This is a genomic window from Streptococcus sp. 32226D021BW, from assembly GCF_053545015.1.
In genome coordinates, this window is sequence record NZ_JBPPVC010000008.1 from 19576 (window position 1) to 37162 (window position 17587).

17 protein-coding genes and 1 riboswitch are annotated in these 17587 nt (G+C 41.3%); of the genes, 8 read left to right on the plus strand and 9 right to left on the minus strand.

The annotated features are described in order from the left end of the window. Nucleotides 1-51 precede the first annotated feature (51 nt). On the plus strand, nt 52-1338 hold the full coding sequence (locus tag ACEE44_RS06355) for a peptidase U32 family protein (protein ID WP_449171662.1): 1287 nt from the start codon (nt 52-54) through the stop codon (nt 1336-1338). 17 nt (nt 1339-1355) lie between these two features. Here ACEE44_RS06355 and ACEE44_RS06360 read toward each other — a convergent pair whose 3' ends face one another. Beyond that, nucleotides 1356-1679: a hypothetical protein gene (locus ACEE44_RS06360; protein ID WP_441200898.1), complete on the minus strand. Its 324-nt coding sequence runs from the start codon at nt 1677-1679 to the stop codon at nt 1356-1358. 92 nt (nt 1680-1771) lie between these two features. On the opposite strand from ACEE44_RS06360, the gene ACEE44_RS06365 reads away from it, so the two are divergent. Beyond that, entirely contained in the window at nt 1772-1987 is a 216-nt protein-coding gene (locus ACEE44_RS06365; RefSeq protein ID WP_004194749.1) for a YdbC family protein, read from the plus strand. An 11-nt stretch (nt 1988-1998) separates the two neighbouring features. Here ACEE44_RS06365 and ACEE44_RS06370 read toward each other — a convergent pair whose 3' ends face one another. Beyond that, nucleotides 1999-2538, minus strand: a complete 540-nt coding sequence (locus ACEE44_RS06370) for a biotin transporter BioY (protein WP_449171663.1) — start codon at nt 2536-2538, stop codon at nt 1999-2001. A gap of 185 nt (nt 2539-2723) precedes the next feature. Here ACEE44_RS06370 and ACEE44_RS06375 point away from each other — a divergent pair, with 185 nt between their 5' ends. Further along, nucleotides 2724-3461: a cyclase family protein gene (locus ACEE44_RS06375; protein ID WP_449171664.1), complete on the plus strand. Its 738-nt coding sequence runs from the start codon at nt 2724-2726 to the stop codon at nt 3459-3461. 154 nt (nt 3462-3615) lie between these two features. Here the strand turns inward: ACEE44_RS06375 and gorA are convergent, their stop codons facing one another. Next, on the minus strand, nt 3616-4965 hold the full coding sequence (gorA, locus tag ACEE44_RS06380) for a glutathione-disulfide reductase (RefSeq protein ID WP_449171665.1): 1350 nt from the start codon (nt 4963-4965) through the stop codon (nt 3616-3618). Nucleotides 4966-5178: 213 nt separating this feature from the next. Between gorA and ACEE44_RS06385 the strand changes: the two genes are divergently transcribed. From ACEE44_RS06385 to ACEE44_RS06405, 5 genes are all read left to right on the plus strand, one after another. Then, entirely contained in the window at nt 5179-6342 is a 1164-nt protein-coding gene (locus ACEE44_RS06385) for an efflux RND transporter periplasmic adaptor subunit (RefSeq protein ID WP_449171666.1), read from the plus strand. After that, entirely contained in the window at nt 6323-7018 is a 696-nt protein-coding gene (locus ACEE44_RS06390; protein ID WP_172024333.1) for an ATP-binding cassette domain-containing protein, read from the plus strand. Before ACEE44_RS06385 ends, ACEE44_RS06390 begins: the two co-directional genes overlap by 20 nt. Further along, nucleotides 7019-8266, plus strand: a complete 1248-nt coding sequence (locus tag ACEE44_RS06395; protein WP_332411057.1) for an ABC transporter permease — start codon at nt 7019-7021, stop codon at nt 8264-8266. 124 nt (nt 8267-8390) lie between these two features. Next, nucleotides 8391-9455, plus strand: a complete 1065-nt coding sequence (locus tag ACEE44_RS06400) for an LLM class flavin-dependent oxidoreductase (RefSeq protein ID WP_449171667.1) — start codon at nt 8391-8393, stop codon at nt 9453-9455. A 605-nt stretch (nt 9456-10060) separates the two neighbouring features. Next, entirely contained in the window at nt 10061-12037 is a 1977-nt protein-coding gene (locus ACEE44_RS06405) for a GIY-YIG nuclease family protein (RefSeq protein WP_321991655.1), read from the plus strand. 353 nt (nt 12038-12390) lie between these two features. On the opposite strand, the gene lysS is transcribed toward ACEE44_RS06405, so the two are convergent. From lysS to ACEE44_RS06435, 6 genes are all read right to left on the minus strand, one after another. After that, the gene (gene lysS / locus ACEE44_RS06410; RefSeq protein WP_449171668.1) at nt 12391-13881 is read right to left on the minus strand and encodes a lysine--tRNA ligase; all 1491 of its coding nucleotides are present in this window, start codon (nt 13879-13881) and stop codon (nt 12391-12393) included. 89 nt (nt 13882-13970) lie between these two features. Further along, nucleotides 13971-14594, minus strand: coding sequence for a histidine phosphatase family protein (locus tag ACEE44_RS06415; protein WP_449171669.1), 624 nt, complete (start codon nt 14592-14594; stop codon nt 13971-13973). A 2-nt stretch (nt 14595-14596) separates the two neighbouring features. Continuing rightward, on the minus strand, nt 14597-15079 hold the full coding sequence (locus tag ACEE44_RS06420; RefSeq protein WP_449171670.1) for an aminoacyl-tRNA deacylase: 483 nt from the start codon (nt 15077-15079) through the stop codon (nt 14597-14599). Next, nucleotides 15079-15921: a DUF368 domain-containing protein gene (locus ACEE44_RS06425; protein ID WP_449171671.1), complete on the minus strand. Its 843-nt coding sequence runs from the start codon at nt 15919-15921 to the stop codon at nt 15079-15081. Before ACEE44_RS06425 ends, ACEE44_RS06420 begins: the two co-directional genes overlap by 1 nt. A 69-nt stretch (nt 15922-15990) precedes the next feature. Beyond that, nucleotides 15991-16539 (minus strand): energy-coupled thiamine transporter ThiT, encoded by a 549-nt coding sequence (gene thiT / locus ACEE44_RS06430; RefSeq protein WP_449171672.1) that lies wholly within the window; start codon nt 16537-16539, stop codon nt 15991-15993. 55 nt (nt 16540-16594) lie between these two features. Next, nucleotides 16595-16690: riboswitch (TPP riboswitch) on the minus strand. A 26-nt stretch (nt 16691-16716) separates the two neighbouring features. Continuing rightward, on the minus strand, nt 16717-17562 hold the full coding sequence (locus tag ACEE44_RS06435; protein WP_172024325.1) for a glycoside hydrolase family 25 protein: 846 nt from the start codon (nt 17560-17562) through the stop codon (nt 16717-16719). Nucleotides 17563-17587 lie beyond the last annotated feature (25 nt).

The following is a 17587-nucleotide window of genomic DNA, read 5'->3' on the forward strand; positions in this document are numbered from 1 at the left end:
AAAAAATGTTGTTTTCACGTGGAAACCGTTGTAAACAGAAAGAAGTTTATTATGTCAAAAACATTAAAGCGTCCTGAGGTCTTGTCGCCTGCTGGGACATTGGAAAAATTGAAGGTAGCCATTGATTATGGTGCTGATGCAGTCTTTGTCGGTGGTCAGGCCTACGGTCTGCGTAGCCGTGCAGGGAACTTTACCATGGACGAGATGCGGGAAGGGATTGAATATGCCCATGCCCGTGGTGCCAAGGTCTATGTAGCTGCCAACATGGTTACCCATGAGGGTAATGAAGAAGGAGCAGGAGCCTGGTTCCGCGAATTGCGTGACATGGGCTTGGATGCGGTTATCGTATCTGACCCGGCTCTCATCGTTATCTGTGCTACTGAAGCACCAGGCCTTGAAATCCACCTGTCAACCCAGGCCTCATCGACCAACTATGAAACCTTCGAGTTCTGGAAGGAATTGGGCTTGACCCGAGTTGTCCTGGCTCGCGAAGTGACCATGGAAGAAGTAGCTGAAATCCGCAAACGGACCGATGTTGAAATCGAAGCCTTTGTTCACGGAGCAATGTGTATCTCCTACTCAGGCCGCTGCGTTCTCTCTAACCACATGAGCAAACGCGATGCCAACCGCGGCGGCTGCTCTCAGTCTTGCCGCTGGAAGTACAACCTCTACGACCTCCCATTTGGTGAAGAACGCCGTTCCATTAAGGGGGAAATCCCAGAGGAGTTCTCCATGTCTGCGGTGGATATGTGTATGATTGACCATATCCCAGATATGATTGAAAACGGGGTCGATAGCCTAAAAATCGAAGGCCGTATGAAATCTGTTCACTACGTATCAACCGTAACCAACTGCTATAAGGCTGCGGTCGATGCCTATCTAGAAAGTCCAGAAAAGTTTGAAGCAATCAAACAAGACCTGATTGACGAAATGTGGAAGGTTGCTCAACGGGAATTGGCGACAGGTTTCTACTACAGCCCACCGAGCGAAAACGAACAGCTTTTCGGTGCCCGCCGTAAAATTCCAGAATACAAATTTATCGCAGAAGTAGTGGCCTTTGACAAGGATACTATGACTGCCACTATCCGCCAACGCAATGTCATCAACGAAGGTGACCAAGTGGAGTTCTACGGACCAGGTTTCCGTCACTTTGAGACGACCATTCAAGACCTTCGTGATTCGACAGGTGAGAAAATTGAACGTGCCAACAAGCCAATGGAACTCTTGACGATCAAACTAGACCGTGAAATCTATCCTGGTGATATGGTTCGTGCCTGCAAATCAGGCCTCATCAACCTCTACCAAGAAGATGGTCAATCATTGACTATTAGAGCATAAAATAAAAGGCTGGAAATTCAGCCTTTTATTTGTTTTTGAGAGGTTTTTACACTTTCTGGAACCAGGGTAAGCTTCTTAATATCTTGGATATTGATAATGCTGGTTACCCGACGTTTGAAATTTTTCATGATGATCCGTTGGCGTTCCTTATCGTATTTGACAATATCGCCTGTAAAACTGCGGTCGTTGTAGATAACATGAATAGCGGCTTTCTTGTAGAGGGCTAGCTCCAAATTATTTTTAATATCTTCCTTACTATCAGGCTCAATGGTCTTAGGAGCTTTGCTATTGCCCAAAAAGATATTGACCTGCTCTAAAATAACTTCCAAAAATCTCTTCATGGCATTATCCTTTCAAACTTGTTATAATTATAGTATCCAATTTTCGCAAAAATGACAAGTTTTTTCGAACAAATAAGTGAAGGAGGTAACAAATGGCAGAATTTACATTTGAAATTGAAGAAAAACTCTTGGTCCTATCTGAAAATGATAAGGGCTGGACCAAGGAACTCAATCGTGTATCATTTAATGGCGCACCAGCCAAGTATGATATCCGTACCTGGAGCCCTGACCACACTAAGATGGGCAAGGGGATTACGCTCAGCAATGAAGAATTCCAAGTTCTCTTGGATGCCTTTGCTAATAAATAAATGAAAGGAGCCTAGGTGAAAAAGGCTTCTTTTTTGGTGATAGGTTGCAATAGGCGGTGGCATAGAGTAACTATGGAAATTTTGACCAAGTCTGGCAGGATAAAGGGAAGGACTGTCCAGGCTAAGGTATCTGACCAGCTCGCTCCTGAAACAAAGTTAAAGACCAAACAGCCTAAGAGGAAGCAACTTGCTGTTCCGAGAAGGCAGGCTGAGAAAACAGTCACAGGTGAGGAAGTTGGCTTGGTGAGGACAGAAGTAATAGCAGCATAGACTAAGAAGCCCCATAAAAAGCCTGCAGTTGGTCCCACGAGAGCAGCAAATCCACCTGAAAATCCAGCAAAGACGGGAAGGCCGATAGCGCCTAGAGTTAGATAAAGGGCTAAACTTGCAATGGCTTCTTTCGGCTTGTATAAACAAGCTACTAAGCCGATAGCCAAGGTTTGTAGAGTAAAGGGAACAGGGCCAATAGAAAGGCTGACTTGTGACAGGGCAGCAATTATAGCTGTTCCGATAGCGATGTAAACAAGAGATTTCGTAGAATGGTTTGTCATTTTGTTATCCTTTTTATTTTTCTAGGTTAACAAAATTATAGACATTCTAGTCGTGAAAGTCAATGCTTCTGCCATCGGATGTAACAGGGTTATAGTTTTTATTTATGGGAGTAGATAGAAAATATATATTAGTAGACTTACTTCTTTCATGTTAGAATAATAAAAAAAAGAAAGCGAGAATTGCCATGTCAGAACTACTTGAAATTTACCGTACCCTTAAATCTAAAACCTGGGTGGACTTGACCCATCAAATCAATGAGAATAGCCCGCATTTTCCAGCTCTCCCAGCCTTGGAGAAAAAGGCCTTGTTTACTCACAAGGACGGATTCTTTGTTGAACAATTTACGGTTGTCGGCCAATACGGTACCCATATCGATCCGCCTATCCACTTTGTAGAAGGGGCTCGCTATCTAGATGAAATTGACTTGAAAGACTTGCTCTTACCTCTCTATGTGATTGATAAGTCGGAGGCAGTTGCAGCCAATAATGACTACGAGATTAGCAAGCAAGATATTCTGGATTTTGAGGTTGAGCATGGTCCAATTGCACCTGAATCTTTTGTTGCTTTTCGCTCGGATTGGTCAAAACGTTGGCCAAGTCAGGATGCTGTGCGAAACTTGGATGACCAAGGGGTACAACACACACCAGGTTGGAGCCATGAAGCGCTAGAATATTTGATTGAGGAGCGCAAGGTAAAGGCCGTTGGACATGAAACCTTGGATACGGATTCTGGTCTGTCTGCAGCTAGGAATGGTGGTAGCTTGCCAGAAGAATACTATCTCTTGTCCAAAGACATCTATCAGTTGGAAGTGTTGAATAATTTGGACCAGGTGCCAGCAACAGGAGCCTTGATTTCCATTGCCTTTCCGCATTGGGAAAAGGCCTCAGGTTCGCCAGTGCGTGCCGTTGCTATTTTACCTTAGAGAAAAAGCCGGATAGTGTACTTACCTACACTTGTCTGGCCTTTTTTTCTTATACTCAATGAAAATCAAAAGCAGACTAGGCGACGCAGATGCAGATAGAACTGAAGTTCATCAAATCAAGTCAACAACGTTTGCTTTTGATTTTCGAAGAGTATTAACGCATGGTGACAAATTCTTCCGCCCCTGTCGGGTGGATGGCCACAACGGCATCAAATTCTTCCTTGGTTGCTCCCATCTTAATGGCAACTGAGAAACCTTGAATCATTTCATCGACACCATAGCCAATTCCGTGTAAACCGACGACCTGTTTATTCTCACCAACTGTGACTAACTTAAACTTAGCCATTTGGCGATTGTTTGCTAGGGCTGTGTACATGGAAGTAAAGGCTGAAGTATAGACTTTTACCTCTTCTCGGCCGTATTGGGCGATGGCTTCTTCTTCGGTTAAACCAACTGTTCCGATAGCAGGATGAGAAAAGACAACAGTCGGGATATTCGTATAATCCATTTTAGCAGTCGGTTTATTGTTGAAGAGTCGTTCGGCCAATAAGCGACCAGCCTTGATGGCTACGGGGGTCAACTCTTTTTCGCCTGTCACATCACCAAGAGCATAGATGCCAGGGACACCAGTTTCTTGGTATTCATCCACAGCGATATGCCCAGACGGTGTTAGTTGCACACCAGCTGCTTCAAGATTGAGCTGCTCCACATTTGGTTTACGACCAATTGCCCAGAGAATCTCTTGGGCAGTATGGCTACTTCCATCTTCAAAGTTAATTTGAATGAGACCGTCCTCTGTTTTTTCAAGGCTGACGGGTGTTTTTCCTGTATGGAGAGGAAGATTGGTTCGCTCCATTTCTTTCATTAAAGCTTGGATGATGTAGCTATCAAAGTTGCGAAGAGGTCGATTGCCACGAACAAAGAGGTCAGTTTGGACACCCAGTCCGTGGAGTAGTCCTGCCATTTCTACAGCGATATAGCCAGCTCCGATAACTGCCACAGAAGTAGGTAATTCTTCCCAGGCAAAGACATCATCAGATACAATGCCTAGTTCACTTCCTGGAATGTTTGGCACAGCAGGCTGGGCTCCGGTTGCAATGACGATGTGTTTGGCACGAATGAGTTCACCATTGACTTCCACCGTTTGAGCATCGACAAACTGGGCAAAACCTTTGATTACTTCAACACCATTATTGTTAAAAGTATTTCCATAAGAAGTACGAGAACGTTCGATATAGGCTTCACGGTTTTTTCGCAAGGTAGCAAAATCAAATGTCACATCCTGGCTGGTAAAACCATACTCAGGTCCATAGTGATGAATAGCTTCAGCCACTTGAGAACCGTACCACATGATTTTTTTAGGAACACAGCCAAGGTTAACACAGGTTCCGCCAAGATTGCTCCCTTCAATCACAGCAGCCTTAGCCCCATAGATAGCAGCACGGTTCATAGTCGCAATACCGCCGCTCCCTCCACCAATGGCAATAATATCAAATTCTTTCATGAGTTTTTCTCCTCTAAATGATCATTATCTTCATTCTATCGTTTTTTTAGTTATCAATCAAAAATCCGCTACGTTCTCTTACAAAATTGTAAGTAGGAAAAATACCGAACTTTTTGTAAAATGATTAAGAAAACACTTGCAAAAAAACGTGTATTTGTGTATTATAAAGACAATACAAAATAAATATGTTTTGAATTAGAAAAGGAGTGTCATATGTTAAAGACAAAGAAGGCTAAAATTGCTTTGTTCAGTGGTATCAGTGTTGCGGCTGTTGCCTTAATTGGTGGTGCCTTGGTATTTGGAGGCGTGCTAGATGGCTCATCTCCTAGCGTGGAACAGACAGCGACCAGTTTGACTTATCGGATTGCTCAAGAGGGATCAATTGCTTCATCTACCCTCTTGACAGGAACCATATCAGCTGCGGAAGAACAGTATGTTTACTATGATGCGTCCAAGGGTGATTTGAGTGAGGTCTTGGTTGAGCCAGGCACTCAAGTAGAAGTCGGAACTCCTTTGGTTAGTTATGATGCGACAGAATTACAGGCAGCCCTAGATACAGCTGTGCGTGGTCGGGATAAGATTGGGCGTCAGATTTACGATTTGAAAAATAATGGTCAAACTGTTCAAGAAACAGGTGACGCGGTGTCTGATGAAGCAGCCACTGCAGCAGCACAACGCTCCGTAGATTCTCAATTAGCAGATTTGAATGATTCCTATGCTGATGCCCAAGCAGCTGTGGACAAGGCCTACACAGCATTGACAGAAGCAACTATTTACAGCACTGTCGCAGGTACAGTGGTTGAGGTCAATAAATCGGTTGCCAAAAGCTCGACAACTAGCCAGACCGTTGTTCATATCGTTAACCAAGGTAGCTTACAGGTGACAGGTAATTTAACAGAATATGATTTGGCTAACATTGCAGTTGACCAAGAAGTAAAATTGACCAGTAAGGTTTATCCAGATAAGACATGGACTGGTAAGATTACCTACATTTCTAACTATCCATCGACAGAACAAGCTACAAGTGCAGTAGCAGGTGCAGGTGGTGGTTCAGGTGCCAAGTATCCTTTCAAGGCTGCCTTAACCAGTGAATTGGGTGAATTGAAGCAAGGTTTTACTGTTAATATTGAAGTTGTTAATACTACCAACCATATTTTAATTCCTGTAACAGCAGTTGTTCCAGAAGGCGATAAAAACTTTGTATGGACAATTGTGGAAGGGAAGGCTAAAAAAGTGGAAGTAACGTTGGGAAATGCGGATGCTCTTAATCAAGAGGTGACAGCAGGTATTGCAGTAGGAGATCAGGTCATCACCATTCCAACTCCAGACCTTGAAGAAGGAAAAGAGGTTGAAGCCTATGAAGAACCAGCTAATTAGATTAACCAATATAAATAAATCCTATAAAAACGGTGACCAAGAACTTCGTGTCCTCAAAGATATCGATTTAGAGGTGGAAGAAGGTGAGTTTCTTGCTATAATGGGACCATCTGGTTCAGGGAAATCCACCCTGATGAATATTATCGGGCTTTTGGATCGGTCTACAACCGGTAATTATTGGTTGGAGGGAGAAGAAGTCAGTCAACTGTCTGAGAAGAAATTAGCTTCCGTTCGTAATGACCAGATTGGTTTCGTCTTCCAACAATTCTTTCTCTTATCCAAACTCAATGCCCTTCAAAATGTCGAGTTACCTTTGATTTATGCAGGGGTTCCAGCCAATCAACGGAAAAAATTAGCCAAACGTTATTTGGAAAAAGTGGAGTTGGCTGAGCGGATGACCCACCTGCCATCTGAGCTATCAGGTGGACAGAAACAAAGGGTGGCTATTGCGCGTGCCTTGGTCAATACACCAGCTATTATCTTGGCGGATGAGCCAACAGGTGCCTTGGATACCAAGACAGGCCAACAAATTATGGAACTCTTAACAGAGTTGAATAATGAAGGTAAGACCATTATTATGGTCACCCATGAACCTGAAATTGCTGCCTATGCCAAACGTAAAATCGTTTTGCGTGACGGTATCATTACTGAAGATAGTAGAAGGGAGGAAGTCTAGATGGAAAACTGGAAATTTGCCCTAAAATCTATCCTAGCCCATAAGATGCGTTCTCTCTTAACTATGTTAGGTATTATCATCGGTGTGGCAGCTGTTGTGATTATCGTTGCTATGGGAACGGGGATGTCCCGTAGTATTGAAAAGTCCTTGGCTGGTGATCAGAATAATGTTCAGGTCTATTTTACGCCTTTTGTTGGAACTGAAGAACGAACCCAGGGTGCATTTACGTACACAGTTCCTGGCGAGGCTTCTGAAGAACAGGAGCCAGATGTAACGGACACAATGTTAAAGGGGCTTTTGGAAATCGATGGGCTCAGTGGCTACTACATTAGTGCTTCAAGTACCTCTACTGTAGCAGCGGGCAATGCGCAAGCTGATAATGTCTTTATTACTGGTGTTAGTCAATCCTATTTTGACATAAAGGCATTAGAAATCTTGGCTGGTCGTCGCTTTACAGTCAATGACTATAGCCGTTTTTCGCGCATCATTATGTTGGATGTAGCCCTGGCAGAGAAACTCTTCGGTTCAATCGATGCAGCCCTCAACCAAATCGTCAGTGTCAATGCTAATTCTTATCTTGTAGTTGGTGTTTACAAAGATCCCAAAGCAGGTACTTCCCTCTATGGTTTCAACTCAGGTGGAAATGCCATTATGACCAATACGCAGCTGGCTGCTGAAATGGGTACCAAGGAAAATAGTGGCCTTTATGTCCATGTAGAAGATGTGAGTAGAGCTGCCGAGGTTGGTCAGGCTGCCGCAGCATACTTGACCAACATAACAGGTCTAAAAGAAGCCCGCTATGATATCTATGATATGTCAGCTATGTTAGATGATTTTAAGAACCAAATGTCAGGTGTCACTACGTTTATCGGTGCTGTTGCAGGGATTTCACTTCTTGTAGGTGGTATCGGTGTTATGAACATCATGTTGGTATCGGTAACTGAGCGAACTCGCGAGATCGGTCTTCGAAAAGCCTTGGGTGCAACCCGTGGAAATATCCTTATGCAGTTCTTGATTGAAGCCATGGTATTGACTACTTTAGGTGGAGCAATCGGCTTAGCTATCGCTCAAGCCATTGTGTTTACTCTCAACGCCACAAAGGTAATGGGAGAAATGACGGCTGAAATTTCAATTCCAGTTGTTCTGGGAAGTCTGGCATTTTCAGCAGTGGTCGGTATTGTCTTTGGTGTCCTACCAGCCAACAAGGCTTCTAAGTTGGATCCGATTGAGGCCTTACGTTACGAATAAGATGTAAAACGATTAGGTTTTCCTAGTCGTTTTATTTTGTGAGCAAATTGATTGACTTTATCACTAATTAGGGATAAAATAAACGCATCAATTAAGAAATAGTGATTTCAAAGGAGAACACATCATGGTAGAATTAGGTATTTCAACATTTGGAGAAACAACTCCACTAGAAAAAACAGGGGAAACTTACAGTCACGACGAGCGGATTCGCCAGCTAGTCAAAGAAATCGAACTAGCTGATGCGGTGGGTCTTGATGTTTATGGGATTGGTGAACATCACCGCGAAGATTTTGCGGTTTCTGCACCTGAGATTGTGCTGGCAGCTGGTGCCGTCAATACCAAGCATATCAAACTAACATCAGCAGTTTCAATCCTTTCCTCCATGGACCCTGTAAGGCTCTATCAGCAGTACACCACCATTGATGCTTTGTCAAATGGCAGAGCGGAAATCATGGCGGGTCGTGGTTCCTTTACTGAGTCCTTCCCCTTGTTTGGCTATGATCTCCACGACTATGAAGAACTCTTCGATGAAAAGTTGGATATGCTTCTAGAAATCGACAAGGAAACCAATCTCAAGTGGGATGGCCATTTTACCCAGTCAGTCGATAATAAACCTGTCTATCCACGTCCTGTTCAGGAAGATTTTCCCATTTGGGTTGCAACTGGGGGCAATGTAGAGTCCACCATCAAGATTGCCAAGAAAGGTCTGCCAATCGTTTATGCAGTCATTGGAGCAGGCGCCCATCGCTTTAAACCACTGGCAGATGCCTACCGTAAGGTAGCCCGTAACTCTGGTCATGATCCAAAGAAAACGAAAGTTGCAGCTCATTCTTGGGGTTGGATTGCAGACGACCATGACAAGGCTGTGGAAGAATATTTCTACCCAACCAAGGTTTTGACAGATAACATTGCCAAAGACCGCCCACATTGGAGCGAGATGACCAAGGCGCAATATCTCTACTCTCTGACAGACGAAGGAGCAACCATCGTCGGAGATCCAAAACGAGTCGCTGAAAAAATTATCAAGACTATTGAAACACTTGACTTGGATCGTTTCTTCCTCCATCTCCCAATCGGCTCCATGCCACACGAGGATGTCCTCCGTGCCATTGAACTCTACGGAAAAGAAGTCGCGCCAATTGTCCGAGAATACTTTGCTAAGAAAGAAGAAAATCAGTCCCAAGACTGATGAGATAAAAAGGAGGGGACGTTATAATAGCCTCACTTCTCTAAAGTGGAGTCAACATCTCAGCGCAGTGGTTGATTGGGTTTAACAGTCCAGTGGACTGTTAAAGGTTGGAGATAAGATTTGCGAAGCAAATCTCAGCAATTCGTGTTTTACACTCCACATCTGACCTCTACGACTGATGCGAACGGTGTTCGCTTTATTTCCGACCTCCAACAGTCACTATTCTGACTGTTCTGTAGCGAACTCTGTTCGCTCTATCTCCGACCTCCAAAGGTTCCCCAAACCTTTGGAGCTATGCGGAGGTGGGACTAAAATAGTCCAGTGGACTATTTTAGCCCGAACTACTGCTTGGAAGTGAGGGGGAACTCTCTATGATTATTTGAGTTCTGTCCCACTCCCAATCCTAAATATTTTTCATAATCTCCTGAAAATCCTGACCATGTGGTTGGGATTTTTTGCATGATTAGATAGTGACTGGTATGTAAATTGTTTCATAGTTGAAAGTTAACTTAGATGATTTGTTTATTCTTTTAAAGTGAATATTTATATAAGTATTCTATAAATGATTTGTGCTATAATATAAAAAAATCATTATGGAGATTAATATGGAAAATATATTTACTATCAAAAATAAGATTCTAGACTTTCCATTTTTAGAAGAAGTAAATGAAGATACAACAATAAACGAATGTGGAATTTATATGCTCTACATAGACTTTTTTGGTGATAATAGTATCCTGCCAATCTATATCGGAAAATCAAAAGATGTTCAAAAACGATTCGATAGTCATTTAAAAAAAATTATGTTTCTAAATAGATTATCAGAATCAACTTATTTATCTTATTTTTTTGAGAGAGAAGATCCTTTTTATGATGGAAGTTTTTTCTACTGTAAAATTTTTCAGTATATGATTGACCATCAATGTACTTTAACAGATTTCAAAATGAAAGTAGTCGAATTTTGTTCGTTTGAAGAGTTAGAATCTAAAGAACTATATTATATAAATTACTTTAAATCACAATTTGTTGGATTCAATCAGCTTAACTCTCGAACATTACTAAATGCCATTCAACCTTCTATATGCAATCCCAAAGAAAATAGAGATATAATAAATAGGTATTTTCAAGAATATTTTTGGGAATTAGATACCATTTCATACTATTTACAAGAGAATACTGGTTATACATTATTTAACTACAATTACACTTTCTTAACAATTTTACCAATTATAAAGAAAATCTTTGAAAATATGGATGAAAGTTATAGTGACTATAGAGAAAATAATTTAGAGAAAAGGTATTCAATAAGACCAAGTCAAGAAATTATCTCACAATTAAAAGAGAAACTTACCACATATCGTCAACTTTCAAGAGGACACAGTTATGCTCTGGAGGGAATAAAAGAAAATATAAAAGAAATTATTCGTAAGTCTAGCTCCAAACGTTTGAAATCGGAAGTATTATCACAAGCTTGTCAAGACTATATTACAACTGGTCAAGTTAGTAATATACCTCATATTAATTTGGAGGAATTAAAAAATAATAGTAATTTGTTGCTAAAAGAACACTCCAAAGTAAAAAAAGAAAAACAAGAATATGATAAATTGATAAGTGAGCAGATTTCTCAAATTGTTACGTTAAAAAAACCATTGCTTGAATTTATTTTACCCCACAAAAACTTTCATCCATTCGAACTAGGTCATCGAGAAATAAGATACTATGCGGCGCCAATTCCTATCGAAAACACGGTATATATAGATTTTATTTCTAATACATATGGTAAAAGTAAAAGCTCATTCTTTTCTGATTTTGCTTATGTCGTATCGGTAAGAGTAACTCAGACAAATAAAAATGAAATAATTGATACTGTTGAATATATTATTAAAAATGATTTGACAGATGAAATTCAATCAGGTTTTACCTATGTTGAAAAAGATATTATGATACCTCCATTGTTTAGAAAGATTCCTTTTCAACCTATTTTAGCTTATCCTAATGGGCACCTCTCAACAACTATGATTACTCTTTCTGTTGAAAAAAATACAGGATTAAATGATAGTGTCATTCAAAATGCAACTTTGATCCCATTAGAGGAAATTATTGCTAAGCTTGAAAGTTCTACTAATGAGGATACTCAATTTATTATAAATTCAAATGTTGGCAGTAAACTTCTATTTGAAGCGTTTTCTTCTTCACTTGACTCAGAGCAATTGTTTGATATTCTCCAGAATGAAGATGCTCCAAATACTCTTTTGGAAAAAATATATTCTAAGATAGAAAAATCAAAGCAACGAACTATTTTTATTAACAAAAGAGCTAAACAAAAGACAGTAAAATTAACGCCGAAAACAGTAGTAAGAAATCATCCCCAAAAATCTTCGGTAGAAAAAAGGAGGCAGAGATATTTGGATAAAGTTTTCTCAAAAAATCCAAATATTCAGGTTTTAGAATATATTGATTCAAAAACTCCTGTCCATTATAAATGTTGTCAATGCCAATTTGAATGGAAGGCAAGAAGTGATAAAATATTCATTCGTCCCTATTGTAAGAATTGCAAATCAATCTCCATTGATAAAAATTAGATTTTCTAGCAATTCAATTATTTTAATTGTTTAGATAATTTTATGATGAAAAAATAAAATCAGTCCTAAGACTGATGAGAGAAGGAAGCGATTAGGTTATACTATAGTCAATCCTAAATATTTTTCATAATCTCCTGAAAATCCTGACCATCTGGTCGGGATTTTTTGCATACAAAAATGCTCCTGGAGATTCCAAGAGCATTTTGAATTATTGAATTTGAATGAGCAAGCTACTGTTTCTTACTTCATTGTAGGGAGTGACAAAGTCTAGCAGACATTTTCAGCCAATCGCTAAGAAACTGGAGATCGATTGGTACATTCTAGTGAAAACAATCCTAGCAAGCTACTCTTGCTTATTTCATAGTCGGAAATAGGAGTACATCTCGAATAGTAGTAGTATCTGTCAAAAGCATGCAGAGGCGGTCGATACCGATTCCGAGTCCACCTGTTGGTGGCATACCGTATTCGAGGGCTTCGATGTAGTCGTAGTCAACGCCTGTCGCTTCGTCGTCACCGAGTTCTTTTGCCTTGGCTTGGGCTTCGAAGCGTTCCAATTGGTCGATTGGGTCGTTCAATTCTGTAAAGGCGTTTCCGTATTCCTTGGTCATGATGAAGAGCTCGAAGCGATCTGTGAAGCGTGGGTCTTCATCATTTTTCTTAGCCAGTGGAGATACGGCTACTGGGTGACCATAGACAAAGGTTGGTTGGATAAGAGTTGCTTCAACGTATTCTTCAAAGAAGCTGTTGATGATTTGACCAACTTCTGTGTGGTGTTTTTCCACAGGGACCTTGTGCTCAGCTGCAAGGGCTTTTGCTTCCTCGAAGCTCATCTCTTGCCAGAAGTCCACGCCAGTTTGTTCCTTAATGGCATCAACCATATGGATACGCTTGAATGGCTCATGGATAGCAATTTCAGTGCCCTGATAAGTCACAGGACCATCGCCGACAACAGCCTTGGCAGTATGCTGGATAATACCTTCGGTCAAGTCCATGATGTCCAAGTAATCTGCGTAGGCTTGGTAGACCTCAATCGACGTGAACTCAGGGTTGTGAGTCGCATCCATACCTTCGTTACGGAAGATACGTCCGATTTCATAAACGCGTTCCATACCGCCTACAATCAAGCGTTTGAGGTGGAGTTCGGTCGCGATACGAAGCACCATGTCAATGTTTTGGGCATTGTGGTGGGTGATGAATGGACGAGCTGCCGCACCACCAGCTTCGTTGTGAAGGACTGGTGTTTCCACTTCCAAGAAACCAAGTCCGTCAAGGTAACGGCGGATTTCTGAGATAATTTTTGAGCGGGTCACAAAGCGGTCAAAGCTTTCACGGTTGGTAATCAAGTCCAAATAACGCTTGCGGTAGCGGGTTTCGATGTCTGTCAAACCGTGGAATTTTTCTGGCAATGGACGGAGCGCTTTAGATAAGTGAGTCAACTTGCGAGCATGGATAGACAACTCACCAACGTTTGTCTTGAAGACATCTCCCTCGACACCGATAAAGTCACCAAGGTCTGCTTTTTTGAAGATTTCATAATTTTCTTCGCCAACATCATCCTTACGAACGTAGATTTGAATCTGGCCTTCGCGGTCTTGAATGTGAGCGAAACCTGCCTTACCCTTACCACGCTTGGTCATGATACGACCAGCGATGATTGCTGATTGCCCTAATTCTTCCAAGTCTTCTTTTGATTTGTCTTCGTACTGTGCCTTCAATTCAGCTGAGTTGGCAGAACGCTCAAAACGTTTTCCAAATGGGTCAATGCCCTGTTCGGCAAGAGCCGTCATTTTCTCACGACGGACAATCTGTTGGTCATTTAATTCTTCAAAATGTTCAGTTGACATAAAAATTTCATTCCTCCAAAGTCTGTTCCTTCTATTCTATCATAGAATAGGGAAAAAATCAGCAAAAAAGAAAGCAGGAAACTGCTTTCTTAGTGAGATTTATAGCTGGTGTCATTCCAAGCTAGTTCAGTAAAGTGTTCAAAGTCAGTTGTTTCCAAAATGCTTATGGAAGCATTATCCAAACCACCTCGGTGATGCAGTTGGGCTGGTGGAAAACCAAGTAGGCGATGGATAGAAGCGGTTAGAAAGGCACCATGGCTGACGATGAGGACTGTTTCCATGTCTTGCCCTTTCAGCGATTGGACAAAGTCCACCATTCGTTGAGTTACCTGGCGAACGCTCTCAGCTTCAAATAAGTCATTGTTAAAAAGTGCTAGATTATGTTTGAGTGCCCAGGCTTGTTTGGGGTAGATGGCACGAAAAATTGCCATCTTGCTTCCTTCTAGCGTTCCAAAATTCCATTCACGTAATTGTTGCGTGGTTAGAACGGTTTGGCAATGGTGATTGGCTTTAGCAATTTCTACGGCAGTACTATGTGCGCGCTGCAAATCACTAGAATAAATAGCATCAAAGGGGATTTCAGCAAGGTATTTGCCTAGTTTTTCTAAATCCTGATAAGATTCGGGCAAGAGAGCTGAATCTCCAGAATAGCCTTGAAAGCGTCCCTCCAAATTCCATTCGGTCTTACCGTGACGGACAAAGTAGATTTTCAAGTCTAGTCCCTCCCTTCAATAATATCAGCAAAACTCGCTCTAACAAAGTCAGCCAAAACTTGACTGTCAATTCGAATTGACCGACCAATTTCTCCTGCAGAGACAATCAAGTGACCGAGTTCAAGGGCAGATTGATCAATGTAGATTGGGAAATTATGCTTCTGACGAATGCCCACGGGATTGTTGGCACCATGGACGTAGCCAGTTGTCTTTTCCAAGTCTTTTTGTGGAATCATGCTGACTTTTTTATTGCCAGAAATTTTGGCTAATTTTTTCTCAGACAGGTGCTCAGTAATAGGCACAATACCGATAATTGGTCCAGTCTTATCTCCTGTCAACGCCAGCGTTTTGTAAATTTCGTCTTCTTCAATTCCTAGTGGAAGTTGACCTTCGAAGGCATTTAAAACAAGGCTATCATGATCGATCTTAGCCTTGTCTAATATTTGGTCCACCAAGGTTTTCTTTATTTTAACCTTTTTAGCCATTATTTATACTTTTCCTCAAGTTTACTCATCCAAAGTCCTAGCCATGTTCCTAAAATGAAGAGTACCACAGCGGAAATCCATGTACCAAATCCTGCACCAGCATAGGAAATAGCTTCTTCATTGCCAGCTTGCGGAATTAAAATCAAGAGGGTAGATGATAAAACAATTCCGATGATGAAGTGGTAAACACGTGAATGGTAAACCTTCAAAGCATGATCCATGGCTTTTGAGAATGCGACCATTGCTAAGGCTCCACCAATAGCGATTGGCAAGAAGGTCCCCAACAAATCAAGTGACTTGAAACCATTGAGCATTGGCGTGTAGATACCTAAAATCAAGAGTAAGTTTGAAGGGCTAAGACCAGGTACTAGAATACCCAAAGCAATCAAGGCACCTGCCAATACAAAGCTTACGAAGTTTGCTGGAAGGGTTCCAACTAGACTATTGAGATTATAAAGTAAAAGTCCAGAAATGATAAAGGTTCCAATCAACCAAGCCCAGTCAATCGCATCTCGTTGGCTTTTTAGTGTCGCTTCCTTGACCAAGCTAGGAATGGTTCCAATGATTGCTCCTGCAAATGCCCATAAAACAGGAACTTGAAAATGCTGTAAGAGAAATTCTACAGGGAAAGAAAAGAGAGCAATCCCTAGAATTCCACCGATACCAACAGGTACAAAGAAAAGAAAGTTTTCCTTAAAATCCTTGCGAATATTTGCCAAAAATCCAATCAGTCGTTCATATATTCCCAAAATAGCAGCCAAAACCCCGCCAGAGACACCTGGCAGAATGAAACCTAGAGCAATAATCATCCCTTTGATGATACGAGAAATCCAAGATGACATAAGACCTCCAAAAATTTTTTTAACGCTTCATTATAACACAAAAATGAAAAAGGCCCTTAAAAGGAGGGCTTATTTCTTGTAAAAATTTGGTCTTGCTTTATAGAGTAAAATGAGTAGGACACAAGCGATGATAGTTGAAGGGAGAATATAGCTGATATTATAGGTAAAAGAATAGAGCCAGACAGGCATACCAGGTGTAGCGTAGTCAGCATAGAAGATGATACCAGATAGGAAGGTAGCAAGTAAGCGAATGCTACCACCAAGTAAACCAGAAAGACTAATGATGAGGGCAGCTTGTCTGAGGTCTTTTTGTTTGGTTAGGAGTGGTGCCACTAATCCTGCTAAACCAATTCCAACGTAGGAAAGTGCGTAGTCCAGAAAAACTTGAAAGATATTCAAAAAGTAACCGCCATAGAAGAGTTGGATGGTTCCCACAATTCCACCAGTTAGTAAACCAATTTGCCAACCGTGGCGAAGAGAAAGGAGTAGGATGGGTAACATGACCAGAGAAACTGAACCACCTTGGGGCATGGTAAAGAGTGGGAACTTGTCAAAGACCAGAGCAATGGCAGAGAAAATAGCTACTTCAGCTAACACACGCATTTTGGATGGAAACATAAAAATACTCCTTTGTTTAGTGGACAAAGGAGTGTTTATAGTGGACAGAGTAACCGTCTATAAAGCACACAATCCCTACGCTAGTTCTAACTAGATCAGGTTCGAGGATTTCGCAAAAGCGATCTCAGCCGAAGCACTCCTTTGTGTATATGAAATTACTAACAGTCTATCATTTTATTACGGGGTTGTAAATAGTTTTTGATAAACTTCATTAGGATCTTTTAGGGTTGTGATAAGATTGAGGTCTAGATGATGGGCAAAGCCATTGACATAACCTCGAGATGTATATTGGTGTAAGTCGTAGTCGAGATCAGTATTTGGAGCAGCATTGTAGTAGCCCGAGTCGTCCCCATAAGTTGGTATCCAGATGGCATCAAACTTGTCCACATTAATACTGTGGTCCTCCATGAAATAGGTCCCGATATAGATACCGATATTCTTAGCACCTAGGGTTTCCAACTCCTTGCGGAAGGCTTCTACCCCAGCATTCATATCATTCATGGTGTATTCTTCTACGTCTAACCAGTAAAATGTAGGATTGTATTGGTTGGCAGCCTTATAGAAACTACGGGCCTCTTCCTTCATATTTTCAATGCTGTTACCTGTTACATAGGCATAGACTGCAACTGGGATATTGCGAGCTTGAAACTCTTTGATATGGGTTGCAAAAGACTTATCTAGTCCATTCTTGTCAGTGGCTGTATTTTCACTCTTGGTATGTGAGCCACTCTGAATACGGACGATAGCACCAGAAATATTTTGGCTTAGTGTGTCGTAATCAATCTCGGATGGTCTTTGCCAGGCTGAAACGTCAATGATTGGTTTCATTTCTAGGGCATTGGTGATATGATAGCTAGGCTTTGTTCCTGATTTTTTCGAGCTGGAGCTAGCAGTTGTACTTGATTGGGTTGTTACGGTTTCTTTCTTATTGGCAGTATTTCCCAGAACACCAGTTATGGAAATTAGAATAAAAAAAGATAGGAAAAAACCAATAACAACCATTGGATTTATTTTCTTTCTCATCCCTATTATTTTATCTCAAATAGCA